This window comes from Microbacterium sp. HSID17254, from assembly GCF_003989315.1.
In the GTDB taxonomy this organism is placed as follows: domain Bacteria; phylum Actinomycetota; class Actinomycetes; order Actinomycetales; family Microbacteriaceae; genus Microbacterium.
In genome coordinates, this window is record NZ_RBLT01000003.1 from 16047 (window position 1) to 34596 (window position 18550).

Below are 18550 nucleotides of genomic sequence, written 5' to 3' on the forward strand. Positions count from 1 at the left end.
GGACGAGACGGCAGGATGGACATATGCCCCGCACGCCCGAATCCTCGAATGCGATCGAGTGCTCCGATCTGGTCATCGACCGGATCGGCCACGGCACGCCCAATCGCGCGGTCGACGGCGTGACGTTCTCGCTCGCCCCCGGCGGGCTCATCTGCGTCGCGGGGCCGACCGGCTCGGGCAAGTCGACCCTCGTCGCCGCGCTCGCGGGTTCCACCGATCCCTCGGTGCGGGTCGTCGGCGGCCGGGCGCAGGTCTGCGGCATCGACATCCGTCGTCCGGGTCGCAAGCACCGCATCCTCACCTACCGCACGGGCTTCGTGCCGCAGGGTGCCGGGGCGGACCTGCCGCCGCAGCTGACGGTCAACGAGGTCATCGCCGAGCCGATCCTCATCCGGGAGAAGCGCGTCAACACCCGGGCGCTCTCCATCCGGGTGGCGACGCTCCTCGACGAGCTCCACCTGCCGCTCGGGACCGCCGCGAAGTTCCCCTACGAGCTCAGCGCGGGCATGCGACAGCGCGTCGCGATCGCCCGTTCCTTCGTGCTGGAGCCGCGGGTGCTCATCGCCGACGAGATCCTCGCGAACCTCGATCTGGAGGTTCGACCTGTCGTCTTCGACGCCATCACCCGGCGCCGCAAGGAGGAGGGGATGGCGGCTCTCCTCGTCACCAACGACGCGGACTTCATCCGCGAGCTGAACGCGGAGACGCTCATGCTGCGCGGGGGTCACGTCGTCGCGCGGGGCGTCGGCAAGGACCTGCTCTGGGTGCCGAATGCGGAGTCGGATTCCCGCCGCTGAGCGCGACACGCCCGAGGGTCGCGGAAGGCGCCCCGGTGTCACGAACAGCGTCTCGAGTTTGCTAAGCTTGACGAGTTGCCCGCACCGCGGCGCACATTCCTCGGTAGCTCAATTGGCAGAGCAGCCGGCTGTTAACCGGCAGGTTCTTGGTTCGAGTCCAAGCCGGGGAGCCAACGAGAGAAGCCCCCTCCACGGAGGGGGCTTCTCTCGTTCCCGAACCGCTCGTCTGCGCCGCGGGACACAGGAAGAGCCCCTCCTCGCGGAGGGGCTCTTCCTGGCGGGGAGGACGGTTCAGCCGACGCCCTCCATGGCGCTCGTCTCGGTGTTGCCGATCCGGGCGATGACGTCAGGGCGACGACGGGCGAGGTAGGCGTACCGGGTGAGCGCGAGAGCGACGGTCACGAGGAACACGTACGGGATCACGTTGTAGGGGAAGGCAGGCACGGGCCACACGTTCGCGAAGAAGACGTACGCCATCGTCACGACCGCGACCGTGGCGCACACCTTCACGAGGCCGTTCCGCATCTTCGCCCGCTGCGTGTAGACCACGCAGGCGATGGCGACGAGGGCGTAGGCGACCATGTAGCCGTAGGTGCCCCAGGTGTTGACCCAGACGAGGATGTCGCCCGTCGCCGCCCCCGCCACCAGCAGCACGATGTCGACGGTGATCGCCGCGGCGCCCGCGAGGATGAGCACGCGGTGCGGCGTGAGGTGCTGCTCGTGCGTGCGGCCGAAGCGCTCCGCGACGACGCCTTCCTTGCCCATCACGTAGACGATGCGGCCGATCACGTTGAGCGGGGCGACGACGACCGCGAAGAACGACGCCGAGACACCGAACGTGAGCACGGCCGCGAACCAGCCCGGCATGCCGATGAGGGCGGACATGCTCTCCAGCGGGCTCGCGGCGGTGGCGAGGTCGTCGCCGAGGACCGCGATCTGCGTGTAGGCGGCGAAGACGTAGAGCACGCCGACGCCGAGGGCGCTCCACATGATGGCGCGGGGGATCGCCTTGTACGGCTCCTTGGCCTCGCGCCCGAGGGCGTCCGCAGAGGAGAAGCCGACGAAGCCCAGGATGCCCAGGACCATGCCGGACGCGATGCCCTGGAACGACGAGCCGGTCGCGAGCACCTGCGCGGGGTCCCAGGCGGAGGGGCCCGCCCACGCGAGCGCCGCGATGAGGAGCACGAGGATGATGCCGACGGAGAGCAGCTCGAGGACGAGCGAGACCCGGGCGGAGAGCCGGATGCCGCGGATGGTGAACAGCGTCGCCAGCCCGCCGAGCACGATCGCCAGGCCGATGTCCCAGCCGAGTCCCTGGGCGGGGAAGCCCAGCATGCTCAGGAACTGCCCCATGTAGCTGACCGAGCCGCTGAGGGAGGCCGCCGCGATGCCGAAGCAGCCGATCAGCAGCGTCACGCCGGCGAGGAAGGCGCCGAACGGGCCGAGGCCCTTCGACACGTAGGTGTACAGCGAGCCTGCGGAGGCGTGCTTGCGGGCGAACACCACCACGCAGTAGCCGACGCACAGGATCACGATGGTGGCCAGTGTGAAGGCGTAGATGGTGCCGTTCCCGGCGCCGAGGAAGATGGCGGCGGCCGTGAAGGCGATGACGGCGCTGGGGGCGATGTTGGCGATGGCCTGGGCGGCGAGCTCGGGTCCGCTCATGACGCCGGTGCGGAGCCCGGCATCCTGCGGGGCGCCGGGCGGGGCGACGACGGTGTCTGACATGGTTCTCCTGGATTCGGGTTTCAGGGATGGGGGCCGCGCGTGGCGGTCAAGGGATGAGGAGGGTGCGCAGTGCCGAGCCGCCGTCGAGGTCGTCCAGGGCGGCGGCGGCCTCGGAGAGCGGACGGCGACCGGAGATCAGCGGATCGATCTTCAGCTGCCCGTCCATGTAGCGGTCCACGAGCGCGGGGACGTCGATCGACGGCCGCACCGAGCCGTAGTTCGAGCCGAGGATGCGCTGGTCGGCCTCGGCGAGGACGAGCGGCTCGAACGAGGCACGGGCTCCCGTGGGCGGCAGCCCGACGATGACGGCGGCGCCGCCGAGTCCGAGCATCTGGATGGACTGCTCGGTCGTGGAGGTGCGTCCGATCGCGTCGAAGGCATAGTCGACGCCGTCCGGGATGAGTTCGCGCAGCTGGGCCACGGCATCGCCCTGGGAGGCGTCGATGCGGTCCGTGGCCCCGAACTGCAGGGCCATCTGCGTCTTCTCCGGCCGCACGTCGATCGCGACGATGCGCTCGGCACCGGCGAGCCGTGCGCCCTGGACGACGTTGAGGCCCACGCCACCGCAGCCGATGACGGCGACCGTCGACCCCGGTTCCACGGCGGCGGTGTTCAGGACGGCGCCGACACCGGTCGCGACCGCGCAGCCGACCACGGCGATGACGTCGAGGGGCGCGTCGTCGCGGACCTTCACGGCTCCGGATGCGGGGACGACGACCTCCTCCGCGAAGGACGAGACGCCCAGGTAGTGGTGCAGCTGCTCGCCGTCGCGGCTCAGCCGGGATGTGCCGTCGAAGAGCACGCCGAGGGGAGCGACCACGGTGGCGACCTTCTGACAGCGCGCCTCGTGACCGGCGCGACAGTAGCGGCACTCGCCGCACGGCGGCACCCAGCTCAGCACGACGTGGTCGCCGACAGCCAGCGTGGTGACGCCCTCGCCCAGCTCGGTGACGACGCCGGAGCCCTCGTGGCCCATGACCAGGGGAGCGGCGGCATCCCACTCGCCGCGCTTGACGTGCAGGTCGGAGTGGCAGACACCGGCGGCGGCGATGCGCACGCGCACCTCACCGGCGCGGGGCGGAGCGAGGTCGACGTCGACGAACTCGATGGGCGACTGGGGGTCGCGGAAGACAACAGCTTTCATGACATCCTTCGGGAAGTGGGGATGCGCACGATGCTAGGAGAGAGCGGAAGCCCTCGGCATCCGACAGAAGGGTGAACAGAGTGAGCGCTCTTCGACAATCTGTATGATCGGAAGGTGGCTCGTGACGTCGCCTCCGTGGCCAGGTATCTCCGTGCGGAACTGCTGCCGGGCGCTGTCCCCGGAGCGCGGCCGGTCAACGCGGTCCTTCCCCTCGACGACTTCGGTCCGCCGGTGGATCCGCTCCATGCGACGCTCGTCGTGGCCGAGGAGGCCGCGCTCCTCGGCGTCGCCGGCGACCGCCGTGCCGCGCTGGGCGAGACCGTGGTGGTCACGAGCGCCGACAGCCCCCGCCTTCGCGAAGCCGTGCGGGACGCGGGGATCACGGCGATCGTCGGGGCGCCGATGCCGCCGTCGCTGCTCGTCCCGACGCTGACCTCGCTCCTCGCGGTCGATCAGGCGGCGGAGGCCCGCGCGATCACCTCGGCGATGAGGGTGCTCACCCTGGCGGCGCGGCGCAGCGGCATCACCGGCGTCATCGCGGAGCTGGCGCACCGCATCGACGGGTGGGCGGTGCTCCTGGATCGGCACGGCGAGGTCATCACCACCGCAGGAGCAGGGAGCCTGCACATCGACGACGCGATCGCCGTCGCCGTCGGCCGCCCGGTGCGGGTGCGGCATCGCGCTCTGCAGGTGCACCCGGTCGGTCCGGGCCAGGACATCACCGCGCAGCTCGTGACCGCTCCGCGCAACGACAGCTCCGGCCGTGGTCGGGAACTGAGCTCGCAGGCCGCGGCGCTGCTCGATCTCCTGATGCGCACCCGGGACAGCAGTCAGCTGGAGCGCCTCGGCCGCTCCATGATGTTCGAGACCGTGCGCGAGGGAGGGGAGGAGGCCGCTCGTCTGCTCCGCCGCTGGGGCGTGCACGAGCGCGTGCTGGTGGGCTTCGCCCTCGCCTCCCGCACCAGCGGTGTCGACGTCGAGCATCTGCTCGGCCTCTGGCTCGACGAGCTCGGTGCGGAGCACGTCTTCACGTCGCAACGGGGAATCGTCCAGGGTGTCGTTCGCGAAGACCACGCCGAGCAGATCGCGCATCGCGCCCGGGCGTTCGCATCGACGCTCTATCTCGGTCTCGGCCGACCGGCGGGCACGGATGCCCTCGCCCGCAGCATCGACGAGGCGCGGCACGCCTGCGAGGCCGCGCGCACCGGCGGCGAACGCGTGGTCCGCTACGAGGCCATTCCGACGGTGTCGTTCGTGCTCGGGGCGCTGGACCCGGATCAGACCGCTCGCCTCGCGCGTCTGCTCGATCCCTTGCGTGCGGCCGAGCGGCCGGCCGAGCTCCTCGACACTCTCCGGGTGTTCCTCGCGTGTAACGGGGCGTGGAGCGAGAGCGCGGCGCGGCTGCGCATCCACCGACAGACGCTGACGACCCGCGTCCGACGGATCGAGGATCTCACCGGGCTCTCCCTTTCCGATCCGGACGACCGCGTCGCCGCGTGGCTCGCCCTCCGCGCCTCCGACGGCTGACGAGCCACCGGGACGACGAAGGGCCCCGCCTTGTGGCGGAGCCCTTCGTGGAGACGCGGTCGGATCAGCGCGCGGCGCCCTTGAGCGATCCCTCGACCTGGCCGGCCGGGTCGACGATGATGCACTGGATCACGCGGTCGTTGGCCTGCTCCCACGAGTCCTGGCTGGGGGTGAGCGTGGTCACGTCCAGAGCGGAGTCCTGGTACGAGACGCCGACGAAGGACGTGTACGCGTCGCCGATGCACTCCTCGGACGCGGCGCTGATGGCGTCCTCCGAGTACTCGCCGTCGTCCATCTTGATCTCGTAGAAGACCTCTTCGTCGTGCGGCTCGGAGCACGGCACGACGTTCGCGTCGGTGAGCATCCCGGAGCCGGTCTCGAGCATGCAGTCGCCGAGCTTCACGGAGAAGACGTCGATGTTCGCGCTCTCGGTGACCTGGCCGGTCTCCTCGTCGCGGTCGGCATCGGCGCGACCGCCGCCGAGGATGCTGTTGATCGCGCTGCAACCGGTGAGAGCGAGCGAGACGGCGACAGCCGAACCGGTGAGCACGAGTGCGCGACGGGTGCGCGACTTCATCATGGAATTTCCCCTTCAGAGCGTGACGCGGGGCATGCTGAATATCCCCGCCGCGAACACGCTATAGTGCCCGGAGTCTATGACGCAACTTGAAGGATGCTGTGCGCCGGCTGAACGCGATCAGCCTTCGAGGTCGTCGACGCCGGGCAGCCAGCTGGCCCCGGGGCGCCCCCAGCCCCGCTTGCGGGCGATCTTCTGCGTGGTCTTCCAGTCGGAGTCCGAGAGGCGATCGATGTAGAGCACGCCGTCGAGGTGGTCGAACTCGTGCTGCATGATGCGAGCGCGCCAGCCGTCCACCTCCAGCGTGACCGGGCCGCCGTCCAGATCGGTCGCCGTCACGCGGACGCGATCGGAACGACGCAGCGGGAACCGTTCGCCCGGGAAGGACAGGCAGCCCTCCGACTCCAGCTCGGGGTCGGGCGCGCCCGGCTCCGGGGGCGTCATCCACAGCTCCGGATTGATGAGCACACCGCGCCAGGGCTGGTCGTCGTCGTCGACGTAGGAGTACGTGTAGATCCGCAGCGGCACGCCGACCTGAGGGGCGGCGAGGCCGACGCCGGGCGCGGCGTCCATGGTCTCGAACATGTCGGCGACGAGGGTGCGGATCTCGTCGGTGATCGCCTCGACGGGGGAGGCGGGGGAGTGCAGGACGGGATCGCCCATGATGCGAATCGGAAGGACAGCCACGTCACAACCCTAGTCGGCGGCACTCTCCGGGTAGGGTCGTACTGTGAGCGCAGGGGTGTGGATGGGGACGGTCGAGGACGTCGGCGACCAGCTGGTCGGAGCGTTCCAGAACCCCGGCCTCCTCCTGGGGATCCCGCTGGCCCTCGCCGGTGCGGTGTTCATGTCGCTCGGCGCGCAGTACCAGCACCGGGGCGTGGAGAAGGTCGAGCGGCTCAGCGGCTCCGACGGCGCCGCCGGTCTCAGCCTCGATCAGCTCAAGCGCCTGTTCACGCGACCGTCCTGGGTGATCGGGACGCTCATGCTGGGCCTCGCGATCGTCTGCCAGCTCGCAGCGCTCGTCAAGGCGCCGCTGATCGTGGTGCAGCCGCTCGGCGCCATCGCCCTGGTCATCACGACGCTCCTCAACGCCCGCATCTCCGGTCACGCCCCCACGAGGCAGTCCCTCACCGCGATCATCGCCTGCGTCGGCGGCATCTTCCTCTTCGTGTTCTTCGCTGCGATCTACGCCACGGAGAAGGAGGTCACGGACCGCGAGCTGTTCGTCATCCTCGCGATCCTGCTCGTCGTGATCATCGTGCTCGGGGCGTGCTGGCTCATCCTCCGGCATCGGATGCGCGCGCTGTTCTACATCATCGGCGCCGGCATCCTCTACGGCTTCGTCGCCACCCTCGCGAAGGTCATCATCAAGCGCATCGAGGCCGGCCAGTTCGAGTGGATCACCGCGGTCTGCCTGCTCGCGCTGCTCTCGGCGGGTGCCGTCGGCGCGTACTTCGTGCAGACCGCCTACAGCTCCGGTCCGCCCGACCTCGTCATCGCGGGCCTGACGGTGGTCGACCCCATGGTGGCCGTTCTCATCGGCATGCTCGTGCTCGGTGAGGCCGCCGCGGCGCCCTGGTGGGTCTTCATCATCTTCGGCGTCGCCGGCGGCATCGCGGTCTGGGGTGTGGTCGGACTCGCCCGCTTCCATCCGCAGGTCCTCAGCGAGAGCCAGGACCTCGGGATCACCCGGGGCAGCGACCCGGTGGCCCCTCCGACCTCGCCGGCGCCGAGCGCGCCGGAGCACCCGGACACGCCCGAGAGGCGCGACCCCGACGCTCAGTAGGCCTGGTCGATGAGGTCGGGGGAGACCTCGGATGCCGCGGCCTCGTCGACGAAGAAGACCGTCCGCTTGCGCCCCTTGGCGCCGGCCGCGGGAACGCTCGTGTAGCTGGCACCGGCGAGGGCGAGGCCCAGCGCCGACGCCTTGTCGGCGCCCGTGAGCACGAGCCAGACCCGCTTGGAGGCGTTCAGCACCGGGCGGGTGAGGGTCACCCGCTCGGGCGGGGGCTTGGGGGAGTCCCGCACCGGGAGCGCCGCGGCATCGGTCACGGTGACCTCCTCGCGGTCCGGGAAGAGCGAGGCGATGTGGCCGTCCGGTCCGACGCCGAGGAAGCACACGGCGAAGGACGGCCAGGGGTGGTCGTCAGTGCCGAAACGGGCGAGCTCGGCGGCGTACGCGGCGGCGGCCTCATCGAGCTCGAGACCGCTGTCGGAGCCGGCGATCTCGTGCACGTTCTCCGCGGGGACGTCGATGTGGTCAAGCAGTGCCTCCCGGGACTGGAGGGCGTTGCGGTCCGCGTCGTTCCGCGGCACGTACCGCTCGTCCCCCCACCAGAAGTGCACGAGGGACCAGTCGATCTCGGCGGACCGCGGGTTGTCCCGGACGGCGCGCAGGACGGCACCGCCCATCGACCCGCCCGTCAGCGCGACGTGGGCCAACCGCCCGTTGCGCGTGCGCGCGCGGACGCGGGTGAGGAAGCGATCGGCGACCCGGAGGGCGAGGGCGGTCGGGGTGGCCTCGACCACGACCCGCTTCTCTGCGGACGATCCCGGCATCGAGATCACTCTCCTGTCTCGGGCGGACCGAGCTTCTCCCAGCCCTCCGTGATCACTCGACCGTACAGGACGTCGGGGTCGAGCCGGCGCAGCTCCTCCGCGAGGCACTCGCGCAGCGTCCGCCGCGGCAGGTGCAGGTCATGGTCGGGCTGGTTCGGCTGGGTGAGCACGGCGACGCCGGGCGAGGGGCGCTCGAGGAGGATGTCGCCGGACTCCCGGGTGAGGCGCACCGACTTGATGCCCTCCTGCCAGTGCTCCGGGTCCTCGTACGACCACCGCACCGGGACGTCCAGTGCCATCTGCAGCCACGCGGCGAGCAGCGCGGTGGAGGGCGAGGCGCTCCCGCCCCGGACCTCGACGGCGGTGATGGTCTCGTACGGCGGCTGGTCCAGCACCGCGGCGAGCTGCTCGCGCCAGTGCGTCAGGCGCGTCCAGGCGAGATCGGTGTCACCAGGGGCGTGCGTGCGTCCGAGGAGGGCGAGCCGGTCGCGGACGTCGGGCGAGGTGGCGGCATCGGTGATCCGGCGCTGGGCGATGCGGCCGAGCGGGGAGGTCGCGGGAGAGGTGGGGGCCTCGTCCGGCCACCAGGCCACGACCGGGGCGTCGGGGAGGAGCAGGCCGGTCAGCAGGCTCTCCTCGTTGCTCGCGGCGTCGCCGTGCGCGTGCAGCACGACGACCTCGCTGGCTCCGGCGTCTCCGCCCACGCGGATCTGCGCGTCGAGACGGGACTCGCCGTCGCCGGTGGTCAGCACGATCACGCGCATCGGGTGCTCGCGCGACGCATCGTTCGCGGCGTCGATCGCGGCCTCCGCGACGCCCTTGCGCGCGGCGATGACCAGGGTGAGGACGCGGCCGAGGGCGACGGCGCCGCCCTCCTCGCGCACCTTGACGAGCTGCTTGGCGACCTGGCTGACGGTCGTGTCGGGAAGGTCGATGATCACGGGCGTCTCCAGACTCGTCCGTCGCGGGCCAGCAGGTCGTCGGCCGAGGCCGGTCCCCATGAGCCGGGCGCGTACTGCTCCACCGGACCGCCCTGGGCGGCCCAGTACTTCTCCACCGGGTCGAGGATCTTCCAGGAGAGCTCGACCTCCTCATGCCGCGGGAACAGCGGCGGGTCGCCCAGGAGGACGTCGAGGATCAGACGCTCGTACGCCTCCGGGCTCGCCTCGGTGAACGCGTGGCCGTAGCCGAAGTCCATCGTCACGTCGCGGACGTTCGTCCCGTTGCCCGGCACCTTCGAGCCGAAGCGGATCGTGACGCCCTCGTCGGGCTGGACGCGGATCACGAGGGCGTTCTGCCCGAGCTCCGAGGCGTTGCCGCGGCCGAACAGGTGCTGCGGCGCACGGTTGAACACCACCGCGATCTCCGTCACGCGACGGCCGAGGCGCTTGCCCGTCCGCAGGTAGAACGGCACGCCCGCCCAGCGACGGGTGTCGATCTCCAGCTTGATGGCCGCGTAGGTCTCCGTCGTCGACTCGGGGTTCATCCCGTCCTCGTCGAGGAAGCCGGTGACCTTCTCGCCGCCCTGCCAGCCCCCGGCGTACTGTCCGCGCGCCGTGGCGAGGGAGAGATCCTCCGGCACGTGCACCGCCGCGAGGACCTTCTCCTTCTCGGCCCGCAGATGCTCGGCGGAGAGGCTGATGGGCTCCTCCATAGCCGTGAGCGCGAGGAGCTGGAGCAGGTGGTTCTGGATGACGTCGCGTGCGGCGCCGATCCCGTCGTAGTATCCGGCACGACCGCCGACGCCGATGTCCTCGGCCATCGTGATCTGCACGTGGTCGACGTAGTTGCGATTCCAGATCGGCTCGTACAGCTCGTTCGCGAAGCGCAGCGCGAGGATGTTCTGCACCGTCTCCTTGCCGAGGTAGTGGTCGATGCGGAAGATCGAGTCGGCGGGGAACGCCACTTCGAGGGCCGCGTTGAGAGCGCGCGCCGACTCGAGGTCGTGCCCGAAGGGCTTCTCGATCACGACGCGCCGCCAGCGCTCGTCGTCGTCCGCGTCCTCGCCCACGAGCCCCGAGTCCTTGAGCTGCTTCGCGACGAGCGGGAAGTCCTTCGGTGGGATCGAGAGGTAGTAGGCGTGGTTGCCCATGGTCCCGCGTTCCACGTCGAGCTTCTCGACGGTCTCCCGCAGCTTGCGGAAGGAGTCGGGGTTGTCGAACTCGCCGGAGACGAACCGGATGCCCTGGAGCAGCTGTGTCCAGGTCTCCTCGCGGAACGGCGTGCGGGCATGCTGCTTCACCGCGTCGTAGACGACCTGGGCGAAGTCCTGGTCCTCCCAGTCGCGGCGGGCGAAGCCCACGAGCGCGAACCCCGGAGGCAGGAGCCCCCGGTTCGCGAGGTCGTAGACCGCCGGCATGAGCTTCTTGCGGGACAGATCACCCGTCACGCCGAAGATCACGAGGGCGCTGGGCCCCGCGATCCTGTTGAGACGACGATCGTCGGGGTCGCGCAGCGGGTTGTGCCCGCGCGAGATGGGTACAGACATCGGTGGGGGCTCTCCTGCGGTTACTTCTGTGCGGCTTCGAAGAGGGCGAGCACGTCATCCGAGGACTCGGTGATCGTCAGCGAGACGACGGGCCGTCCGTGCTCCGCGAGCACACCCGCGTCACCGGCCGCCTGCGCCTGGATGAGCTGCCCGAACGTGAACGGGCGGTCGGGGATCTCGAGATCCACGTCCGTGCGCTCCAGGATCTGCAGGAACACGCCCTGCGCGGGCCCGCCCTTGTGGTACTGGCCCGTGGAGTGCAGGAAGCGCGGTCCCCATCCGAACGTGGTCGGACGCCCCGAGTCGGCGGCGACCAGCTCGCGCAGGCCCTGGAGCTGCGGCACCTCGAGGCGGTTGACGTAGGCCTGGATGGACACGTAGCCGTCGGCGGGGAGCTGGGCCCAGAGGGCGTCCAGCACGCCTTCGACCGTGCCCGAGACGGCGAGGGCGGGATCGGAGACCCGCACCTCGACGCCGTTCTCGACGAACGCGGGCGCCGTCGGCTCCGGGCGGGCGTCGAGCAGGCCCCGGGCGGCGACCTTGGCCGACTCGACGTCGGGCTGGTCGAACGGGTTGATGCCGAGGAGGTGCCCGGCGATGGCCGTCGCGTACTCCCAGACGATGAACTGCGCGCCGAGCGTGCCGCTGACGAGGATCTCGCCCTCGTGCCGCTCGTGCAGGTGGAACTCGTTGGCGTCGTCGACGAGGCGCACGATCTGGAGGTCGGCGGGGACCGGGTCGAGCTCCGGCGAGACCGGGAGCAGGACGACCGGGAGGATGCCGGTGCCCTCCTTGCCCGTGGACTCGGCGATCAGCTGCTCGATCCAGTCCGGCAGCCCCTTGATGTGCGTGCCGTCGGTGATCAGGCCCAGCTTGTCGCGGCGGGGGCTGGTGGCGGCGATCGCGGCCCCGAGACGGAGCGCGGGGTTGTCGGCGGAGTCCACGGCCACCTCGAGCAGGGAGGCCTCGGCCTCGTCCAGGAGCTCGTCGATGTCGACGCCGGCGAGTCCCGACGGCACGAGGCCGAAGGCGGTCAGCGCCGAGTAGCGGCCGCCCACGTTCGGGTCGGCGTTGAAGACCCGGTAGCCGGCCTCGCGCGCGGAGGCGTCGAGCGGCGAACCGGGATCGGTGACCACGACGATCCGCTCGGTGGGGTCGATGCCGAGGTCGCGGAAGGCGGCCTCGAAGGTGCGGCGCTGCGAGTCGGTCTCGACCGTGGAGCCCGACTTCGAGGACACGACGAGGACCGTCTCGGCGAGCCCCTCGTCGAGCGCGGCGAGCACCTGTCCCGGGGCGGTGGAGTCGAGGATCGTGAGCGGGACGCCGGACGTCTGCGCGATAACCTCGGGAGCGAGCGAGGAGCCGCCCATCCCCGCGAGGACCACGCGGGTGACGCCCTTCGCCGCGAGCTCCTCGCGCAGTGCGACGATCTCCGCGACCAGCGGGCGGGAGACCGAGACGGCCTGGACCCAGCCGAGCCGGACCGACGCCTCGGCCTCGGCGGCCGGACCCCAGAGCGTGGCGTCGCCACCGGTGATGCGGGAGGCGACGAGGTCGTGGACCAGGGCCGGCACGGTCTCCTCGATGGCGACACGCGCCGCGCCCGATGCGTGGATGGCGAAGGTCATCGCTGTGCCTCCAGAGCCTCGGTGACCTGCGCCAGCAGGTCGTGCCAGGAGTCGATGAACTTCGCGACCCCCTCCTCCTCGAGCACCTCGGTGACGGCGTCGAAGTCGACGCCCACCTCGGCGAGTCCGGCGAAGACCTCGCGGGCCTCCTCGTAGCCGCCGGTGATGGTGTCTCCGGTGACGACGGCGTGGTCGAACGTCGCCTCGAGGGTCTTCTCCGGCATCGTGTTCACGACGCCGTCGGCGACCAGTTCGGTCACGTACAGCGTGTCGGGGAGGTTCGGGTCCTTGACGCCGGTGGACGCCCACAGCGGGCGCTGGACGTTGGCGCCGGCGGCGAGGAGATCCTGCGCGCGCTTCTCGGCGAACGTCTTCTCGAAGAGCTCGTAGGCGAGTCGGGCGTTCGCCAGGCCCGCCTTGCTCTTCAGCGCGGCGGCCGCGTCCGTACCGATCGCGCTCAGGCGCTTGTCCGTCTCCGTGTCGACCCGGGAGACGAAGAACGAGGCCACGGAGTGGATGGTGGACAGATCGATGCCCGCCTCCTTGGCGCGCTCGAGTCCCGTGAGGTACGCCTCGATGACCTCGGCGTAGCGCTCCAGGCTGAAGATGAGGGTCACGTTGACGCTGATGCCGTTCGCGATCGCCTCGGTGATGGCCGGGAGGCCGGCCTTGGTCGCCGGGATCTTCACGAGGAGGTTGGGCCGGTCGATCCGGTCCCAGAGCTCCTTGGCCTGCGCCACGGTGCCGTCGGTGTCGTGGGCGAGGTCGGGGGAGACCTCGATCGACACGCGTCCGTCGACGTGGCCGGACTCCTCCCACACCGGGCGGAAGACGTCGAGCGCGGCACGGACGTCCTGGGTCGTCGCGGCGAACACCGCGTCCTCGGCCGAGGCTCCGGACGCGGCGAGCTCGGTGACCTGCGCGTCGTAGGACGTGTCGTTCTTGTCCGTGATCGCGTTCGCGAAGATGGTCGGGTTCGTGGTGACGCCCACGACGTTGCGCGACGCGATCAGCTCGGCGAGGTTGCCGGAGGAGATGCGGGTGCGCGAGAGGTCGTCGAGCCAGATGCTGACGCCGGCGGCGGCGAGCTGGGCGGTGGGGGTGCTCATGCGTTCTCCTTGATGGTCTCGCGGGCGGCCGCGACGACGGCCTCGGTGGTGATGCCGAACTTCTCGAAGAGGGTCTTGTAGTCGGCGGAGGCGCCGAAGTGATCGATGCCGACCGACCGGCCGCGGTCGCCGACGATGCCGCGCCACGTGAGCACGGAACCGGCCTCGACCGAGACGCGGGCGGTGACGGACGACGGCAGCACGCTCTCGCGGTAGGCCTCGTCCTGCTCCGCGAACCACTCCAGCGAGGGGGCGGAGACGACGCGGACGTTCACGCCCTCGCCGGCGAGCACCTCGCGGGCGTTCACCGCGAGCTGCACCTCGGAGCCGGTGGCCACGATGATGACGTCCGGCGTGCCGCCCGGCGCCTCGGCCAGGACGTAGGCGCCCTTGGCGGCCTGGGCGGCGGAGGCGAAGGTGTCGCCCGAAGCCTCGCCCTCGCCGCGCGGGAACACCGGGATGTTCTGGCGGGTCAGCGCGATGCCGGCCGGGCCCTCGTGGCGCCGGAGGATCTCGAGCCACACAGCGGCGGTCTCGTTGGCGTCCGCCGGACGGACGACGGCCAGGTTCGGGATCGCGCGCAGCGTCGCGAGCTGCTCGATCGGCTGGTGCGTCGGGCCGTCCTCGCCGAGGGCGACGGAGTCGTGCGTCCAGACGAAGACGCTCGGCACGTTCATCAGCGCGGCCAGGCGCACGGCCGGACGCATGTAGTCGCTGAAGATGAGGAACGTGCCCCCGAAGGCGCGCGTGGGCCCGTGCAGCACGATGCCGTTGACGATCGCGCCCATGGCGTGCTCACGGATGCCGAAGTGCAGCACCCGGCCGTACGGGGTGCCCGACCACTCGTGGGTCGACCACTCGGCGGGGATGAACGACGGCGCGTCCTTGATCGTCGTGAGGTTCGACTCGGCGAGGTCGGCGGAGCCGCCCCAGAGCTCGGGGAGCTGCGCGGCCAGCGCGTTGATGACCTGGCCGGACGCGGCGCGGGTCGAGACGTCCTTGCCGGCCTCGAAGACGGGGAGCGCGTCGGCGATGTCGGCGGGGAGCTCGTGGGCCTCGACACGGTCGAGCAGGGCCTTGCGCTCGGGGTTGGCGGCCGCCCAGGCATCGAACGACTCCTGCCAGGCGGCGCGGGCCTCGGCGGCGCGCTCCGCGAGGCCGCGCGTGCGCTCCAGCACCTCGTCGGCGACGACGAAGGTCTGCTCCGGGTCGAACCCGAGGACCTTCTTGGTGGCGGCGAGCTCGTCGGCTCCGAGCGCCGATCCGTGGATCTTCCCGGTGTTCTGCTTGCCGGGAGCCGGCCAGCCGATGATGGTCTTGAGGATGATGAGCGACGGCTTGTCGGTCTCGCCCTTGGCCGCCTCGATCGCGGCGTGGAGCTCGGCGACGTCCTCCACGTACTCGCCGGTCTTCTTCCAGTCCACGGTCTGCACATGCCAGCCGTAGGCCTCGTAGCGAGCGGCGACGTCCTCGGTGAAGGCGACGTTCGTGTCGTCCTCGATGGAGATCTGGTTCGAGTCGTAGATCGCGATGAGGTTGCCGAGCTGCTGGTGGCCGGCGAGCGAGGAGGCCTCGCTGGTGACGCCCTCCTGCAGGTCGCCGTCGCCCGCGATCACGTAGACGAAGTGGTCGAACGGGCTCGTGCCCGCTGCGGCCTCGGGGTCGAAGAGGCCGCGCTCGTACCGGGCGGCGTACGCGAAGCCGACCGCCGAGGCGAGGCCCTGGCCCAGCGGGCCCGTGGTGATCTCGACGCCCTTGGTGTGGCCGTACTCGGGGTGGCCGGGGGTCTTCGAGCCCCAGGTGCGGAGTGCCTTGAGGTCGTCGAGCTCGAGCCCGAAACCGCCCAGGTAGAGCTGCACGTACTGCGTCAGCGACGAGTGGCCGACCGACAGGATGAAGCGGTCGCGGCCGAGCCAGTCGGTGTCGGTCGGGTCATGCCGCAGCACCCGCTGGTAGAGCAGATAGGCGGCGGGAGCCAGACTCATCGCGGTGCCGGGATGACCGTTGCCGACCTTCTCGACCGCATCGGCCGCCAGGATCCGGGCGGTGTCCACCGCGCGTCGATCGATCTCGTCCCACTGCAATTCCGACACGTTCATGCCCTTTCCGACAGTTTCGAGGGCGCCGGTATTCCCTGGCGCATCCGCAACTTCCCTGGCGCATCCCGCATCGTCCGGGAGACGGGCGGGGTTGTGCGCAGCACCGGGCGCGCGAGTGCTCTCAGCATAGCGGGGACGGTCCCGGCGACTGAGGGGTGGAAGGCGCGGAACGCGTCACGGCGTGTCATACACTGGAGAGGTTGTCCGGTAACGCGCGCGGAGGAGGCGATCGAGATCTCGACGATGTCTGATCAGACCGTACGGAAGTCGTCCATCGGTCGCACGGTGAGCGCCTACGTCACTCTGACGAAGCCCCGGGTCCTCGAACTCCTCCTCGTCTCGACCGTTCCGGTCATGTTCCTCGCGCAGGGCGGACTGCCCGATCTCTGGCTGGTCCTCGCGACGGTCATCGGCGGATCGATGAGCGCCGGTTCGGCGGGCGCGTTCAACATGTACCTCGACCGCGACATCGACGCGCACATGCACCGCACGGAGAACCGGCCGCTCGTGACCGGCGAGGTCAGCCCGCGTGGCGCCCTGATCTTCTCGTGGACGCTCGCGATCGTGTCGACCGTGTGGCTCTGGTTCACCACGAACCCGCTCACGGCGATCCTGTCGGCCTCCGCGATCTTCTTCTACGTCGTGATCTACACGATGATCCTCAAGCGCCGCACCGAGCAGAACATCATCTGGGGCGGAATCGCGGGGTGCTTCCCGGTCCTCATCGGCTGGTCCGCCGTCACCGGTTCGCTCGACTGGCCGGCCTTCATCCTCTTCCTGCTCGTCTTCCTCTGGACGCCGCCGCACTACTGGCCGCTGTCCATGAAGTACAAGGACGACTACGACGATGTCGACGTGCCCATGCTCGGCGTCACCCGCAACGCGTCGCAGGTCGGCCTGCAGGTCATCCTGTACGCGTGGGCCACGGTCGCCTGCTCGCTGCTGCTCGTGCCGATCGCCGGCATGGGCCTCGTCTACACCGTCTCCGCCCTGGTGTTCGGCGGCTGGTTCATCTATGAGTCGCACCGCCTGTACAACCAGGCAGTGCGGGGGACCGAGGCGCGGCCGATGCGAGTCTTCCACGCCTCGATCACTTACCTGACGCTGCTGTTCGTCGCCGTGGCGATCGACCCGCTGCTGCCCTTCTGATCCTCGTCGGCCTGGGGCTCGTCAGCCTGAGGCTCCGCATCGACCTGCGGCTCGGCATCGGCGGTCCGGAGAGCGGGCTCGTCGCGCGGGACTGAGACCGTCTCGATCGTCTCGTCCTGGATGCTCGGCGCCTCGTGCTCGACGACCGGCGCGGCGGTGACGGGGGTGGCGACGAGCGTGCGCGCGGCGACGAGGCCGAGCGACAGGAGCAGGCCCACCAGGCCCGCGCCGAGGACGACCGCGCCGACGACGACGAGCGACTGACCGACGTACACCTCGACACCGGTGGCGGTGCCGTCCATCAGGGTCGTGGTCATCGTGCCGACCTGTCCGGCGATCATCCAGCCGCCGACCCCGACCGCGGCGAGGGAGACGACGATGAGGAGCCAGAACCCGGCGCTGCGGGTGAGTGTCTTGTTCATGTCGACCACGATGGTCGATGCGGTGATGAGCGCCCGGTGCGCGCGCTATGGATCGTCTGTGCGGCAGGTCAGTCGACGGGGGCGGGTACGACGGACGCGGTGCGCTTGAGGTGCAGCACGACGACCGTGTAGGTCGCGGCCGACAGCGATGCAAGGACCATGTGGATGCCCACGAGCACGGGCGGCAGCCCCTCCCGCGCCTGCCAGACGCCGACGGCCACCTGCACGAGGATCGCGATGACGAGCACGAGCAGCCACCGGCGGGGCTCGAGGCGCAGGACCCAGGCGGACACCGTCAGGAAGAGCACGAGGGCGGCCAGGATGTAGCCCGGCCAGGAGTGGACGTGGGCGAGGACCGTGGCGTCGAAGCCGCGGCGCAGCACGTCGGCGTCGCCCGAGTGCGGGCCCGATCCGGTCGTCAGCACGCCGAACAGGATGGTCACGGCGAGGGCGAGGCCGGTGACGTGCGTCACGATCGCGAACCAGGTGGGGACGGCCCGCTCGCGCGGTCCTTCCGGAGTCGCCAGCCGCACGAGGAACGCGGCGGTGATGCAGACGAGCAGGAGCGACGACGTGTAGTGGAACCCGACGATGAAGGGGTTCAGGCCGGTGAGCACGGTGATGCCGCCGGCCAGGGCCTGTGCGACGACGCCGATCAGCACGAGCCAGGCGAGGAGGACGAGATCCCGCCGGGCGGGCGTCGTGCGCACCGAGTGGACCGCCGCCGCGATCACCGCGACCAGGAGGACGGCGGACGCGACGGGGAACGCCGGGAAGTCGGTGAGCGAGACCAGGGCGAAGGCGACGGCCGCGCCGGCGAGACCGCCGACGGCGAACCACAGGGCGTCGATGAGCGCCCGGCGGCCGCTGATGGTGTGCAGGACGAGCAGGACGACGGCGATCGCGATGATCCCGACGACGCCGGTCATCAGCCGGTTGCCGAACTCGATCATCCCGTGGATGCCCTGCACCTCGACGATCGGGACGAGCGACTCGGGCGTGCACAGCGGCCACTCGGTGCAGCCGAGGCCGGATCCGGTCAGCCGCACGGCGCCGCCGGTGCCGATGATGATCGTCTCGCTGAGGAACGACAGCCACGCGAAGACGGTGAGCGCACGACCCCACACCGCGGAGCGGGGGGAGGCGGTCGCCCCGGTCGTCGAGGGGGCGGGGATGGTCGTCTCGGGCATAAGTCCTCCGGCCCGTCGAAGACGTGGCGCACGGCCCGTCCGTCAGGCGGAACCTGTAGAATCGGATTGTTGCGATGAGCGCTGACAGCGCTGAAGCATCGTCAACAGTTTAGGCGCGATGGAAGCGCCC

At 70.5% G+C, this 18550-nt stretch carries 16 protein-coding genes and 1 tRNA gene; 5 read left to right on the forward strand and 12 right to left on the reverse strand.

Features of this window, described 5'->3' with window-relative positions; all coding sequences use genetic code 11:
• Positions 1-23: 23 nt before the first annotated feature.
• Together D8M34_RS02570 and D8M34_RS02575 are read left to right on the forward strand one after the other, a co-directional pair.
• Positions 24-797 carry an ATP-binding cassette domain-containing protein gene (locus D8M34_RS02570; protein WP_025103667.1) on the forward strand — a complete coding sequence of 258 codons (774 nt, stop codon included), beginning with the start codon at positions 24-26 and terminating at the stop codon, positions 795-797.
• A gap of 97 nt (positions 798-894) precedes the next feature.
• Positions 895-970 (forward strand) — tRNA-Asn (locus D8M34_RS02575).
• Positions 971-1088: 118 nt separating this feature from the next.
• On the opposite strand, the gene D8M34_RS02580 is transcribed toward D8M34_RS02575, so the two are convergent.
• Positions 1089-2525, reverse strand: a complete 1437-nt coding sequence (locus tag D8M34_RS02580) for an APC family permease (protein ID WP_126893072.1) — start codon at positions 2523-2525, stop codon at positions 1089-1091.
• Positions 2526-2571: 46 nt separating this feature from the next.
• Positions 2572-3669 carry an alcohol dehydrogenase catalytic domain-containing protein gene (locus tag D8M34_RS02585; protein WP_025103665.1) on the reverse strand — a complete coding sequence of 366 codons (1098 nt, stop codon included), beginning with the start codon at positions 3667-3669 and terminating at the stop codon, positions 2572-2574.
• A 114-nt stretch (positions 3670-3783) separates the two neighbouring features.
• Here D8M34_RS02585 and D8M34_RS02590 point away from each other — a divergent pair, with 114 nt between their 5' ends.
• Positions 3784-5196: a PucR family transcriptional regulator gene (locus D8M34_RS02590; RefSeq protein ID WP_126893073.1), complete on the forward strand. Its 1413-nt coding sequence runs from the start codon at positions 3784-3786 to the stop codon at positions 5194-5196.
• A gap of 64 nt (positions 5197-5260) precedes the next feature.
• On the opposite strand, the gene D8M34_RS02595 is transcribed toward D8M34_RS02590, so the two are convergent.
• Together D8M34_RS02595 and def are read right to left on the reverse strand one after the other, a co-directional pair.
• Complete coding sequence (locus D8M34_RS02595) at positions 5261-5776, reverse strand: septum formation family protein (protein WP_025103663.1); 516 nt, start codon at positions 5774-5776, stop codon at positions 5261-5263.
• 117 nt (positions 5777-5893) lie between these two features.
• A complete protein-coding gene (gene def / locus D8M34_RS02600; protein ID WP_025103662.1) occupies positions 5894-6460 on the reverse strand; it encodes a peptide deformylase in 567 nt (188 codons plus the stop codon).
• A 61-nt stretch (positions 6461-6521) separates the two neighbouring features.
• On the opposite strand from def, the gene D8M34_RS02605 reads away from it, so the two are divergent.
• Positions 6522-7562: a DMT family transporter gene (locus tag D8M34_RS02605; protein WP_051582195.1), complete on the forward strand. Its 1041-nt coding sequence runs from the start codon at positions 6522-6524 to the stop codon at positions 7560-7562.
• On the opposite strand, the gene pgl is transcribed toward D8M34_RS02605, so the two are convergent.
• From pgl to tkt, 6 genes are read right to left on the reverse strand one after another with little or no spacing between them, the layout of a single operon-like run.
• A complete protein-coding gene (gene pgl, locus D8M34_RS02610) occupies positions 7556-8335 on the reverse strand; it encodes a 6-phosphogluconolactonase (RefSeq protein WP_174235366.1) in 780 nt (259 codons plus the stop codon). The two genes, D8M34_RS02605 and pgl, sit on opposite strands and share 7 nt — an antisense overlap.
• A gap of 5 nt (positions 8336-8340) precedes the next feature.
• Positions 8341-9276 carry a glucose-6-phosphate dehydrogenase assembly protein OpcA gene (locus tag D8M34_RS02615; RefSeq protein WP_025103659.1) on the reverse strand — a complete coding sequence of 312 codons (936 nt, stop codon included), beginning with the start codon at positions 9274-9276 and terminating at the stop codon, positions 8341-8343.
• Positions 9273-10823, reverse strand: a complete 1551-nt coding sequence (gene zwf / locus D8M34_RS02620) for a glucose-6-phosphate dehydrogenase (RefSeq protein WP_126893075.1) — start codon at positions 10821-10823, stop codon at positions 9273-9275. The genes D8M34_RS02615 and zwf overlap by 4 nt, the downstream gene beginning before the upstream one ends.
• Before the next feature lie 20 nt (positions 10824-10843).
• Positions 10844-12451, reverse strand: a complete 1608-nt coding sequence (locus D8M34_RS02625) for a hypothetical protein (RefSeq protein WP_025103657.1) — start codon at positions 12449-12451, stop codon at positions 10844-10846.
• A complete protein-coding gene (gene tal / locus D8M34_RS02630; protein WP_062634304.1) occupies positions 12448-13560 on the reverse strand; it encodes a transaldolase in 1113 nt (370 codons plus the stop codon). Before tal ends, D8M34_RS02625 begins: the two co-directional genes overlap by 4 nt.
• A complete protein-coding gene (gene tkt / locus D8M34_RS02635; protein WP_126893156.1) occupies positions 13557-15653 on the reverse strand; it encodes a transketolase in 2097 nt (698 codons plus the stop codon). The genes tal and tkt overlap by 4 nt, the downstream gene beginning before the upstream one ends.
• 249 nt (positions 15654-15902) lie before the next feature.
• Between tkt and D8M34_RS02640 the strand changes: the two genes are divergently transcribed.
• On the forward strand, positions 15903-16808 hold the full coding sequence (locus tag D8M34_RS02640; protein WP_029989291.1) for a heme o synthase: 906 nt from the start codon (positions 15903-15905) through the stop codon (positions 16806-16808).
• Here the strand turns inward: D8M34_RS02640 and D8M34_RS19500 are convergent.
• Both D8M34_RS19500 and D8M34_RS02650 read right to left on the reverse strand, forming a co-directional pair.
• Complete coding sequence (locus tag D8M34_RS19500) at positions 16754-17230, reverse strand: hypothetical protein (RefSeq protein WP_238695581.1); 477 nt, start codon at positions 17228-17230, stop codon at positions 16754-16756. The two genes, D8M34_RS02640 and D8M34_RS19500, sit on opposite strands and share 55 nt — an antisense overlap.
• 68 nt (positions 17231-17298) lie before the next feature.
• Positions 17299-18420, reverse strand: a complete 1122-nt coding sequence (locus tag D8M34_RS02650; protein ID WP_126893076.1) for a COX15/CtaA family protein — start codon at positions 18418-18420, stop codon at positions 17299-17301.
• Positions 18421-18550 lie beyond the last annotated feature (130 nt).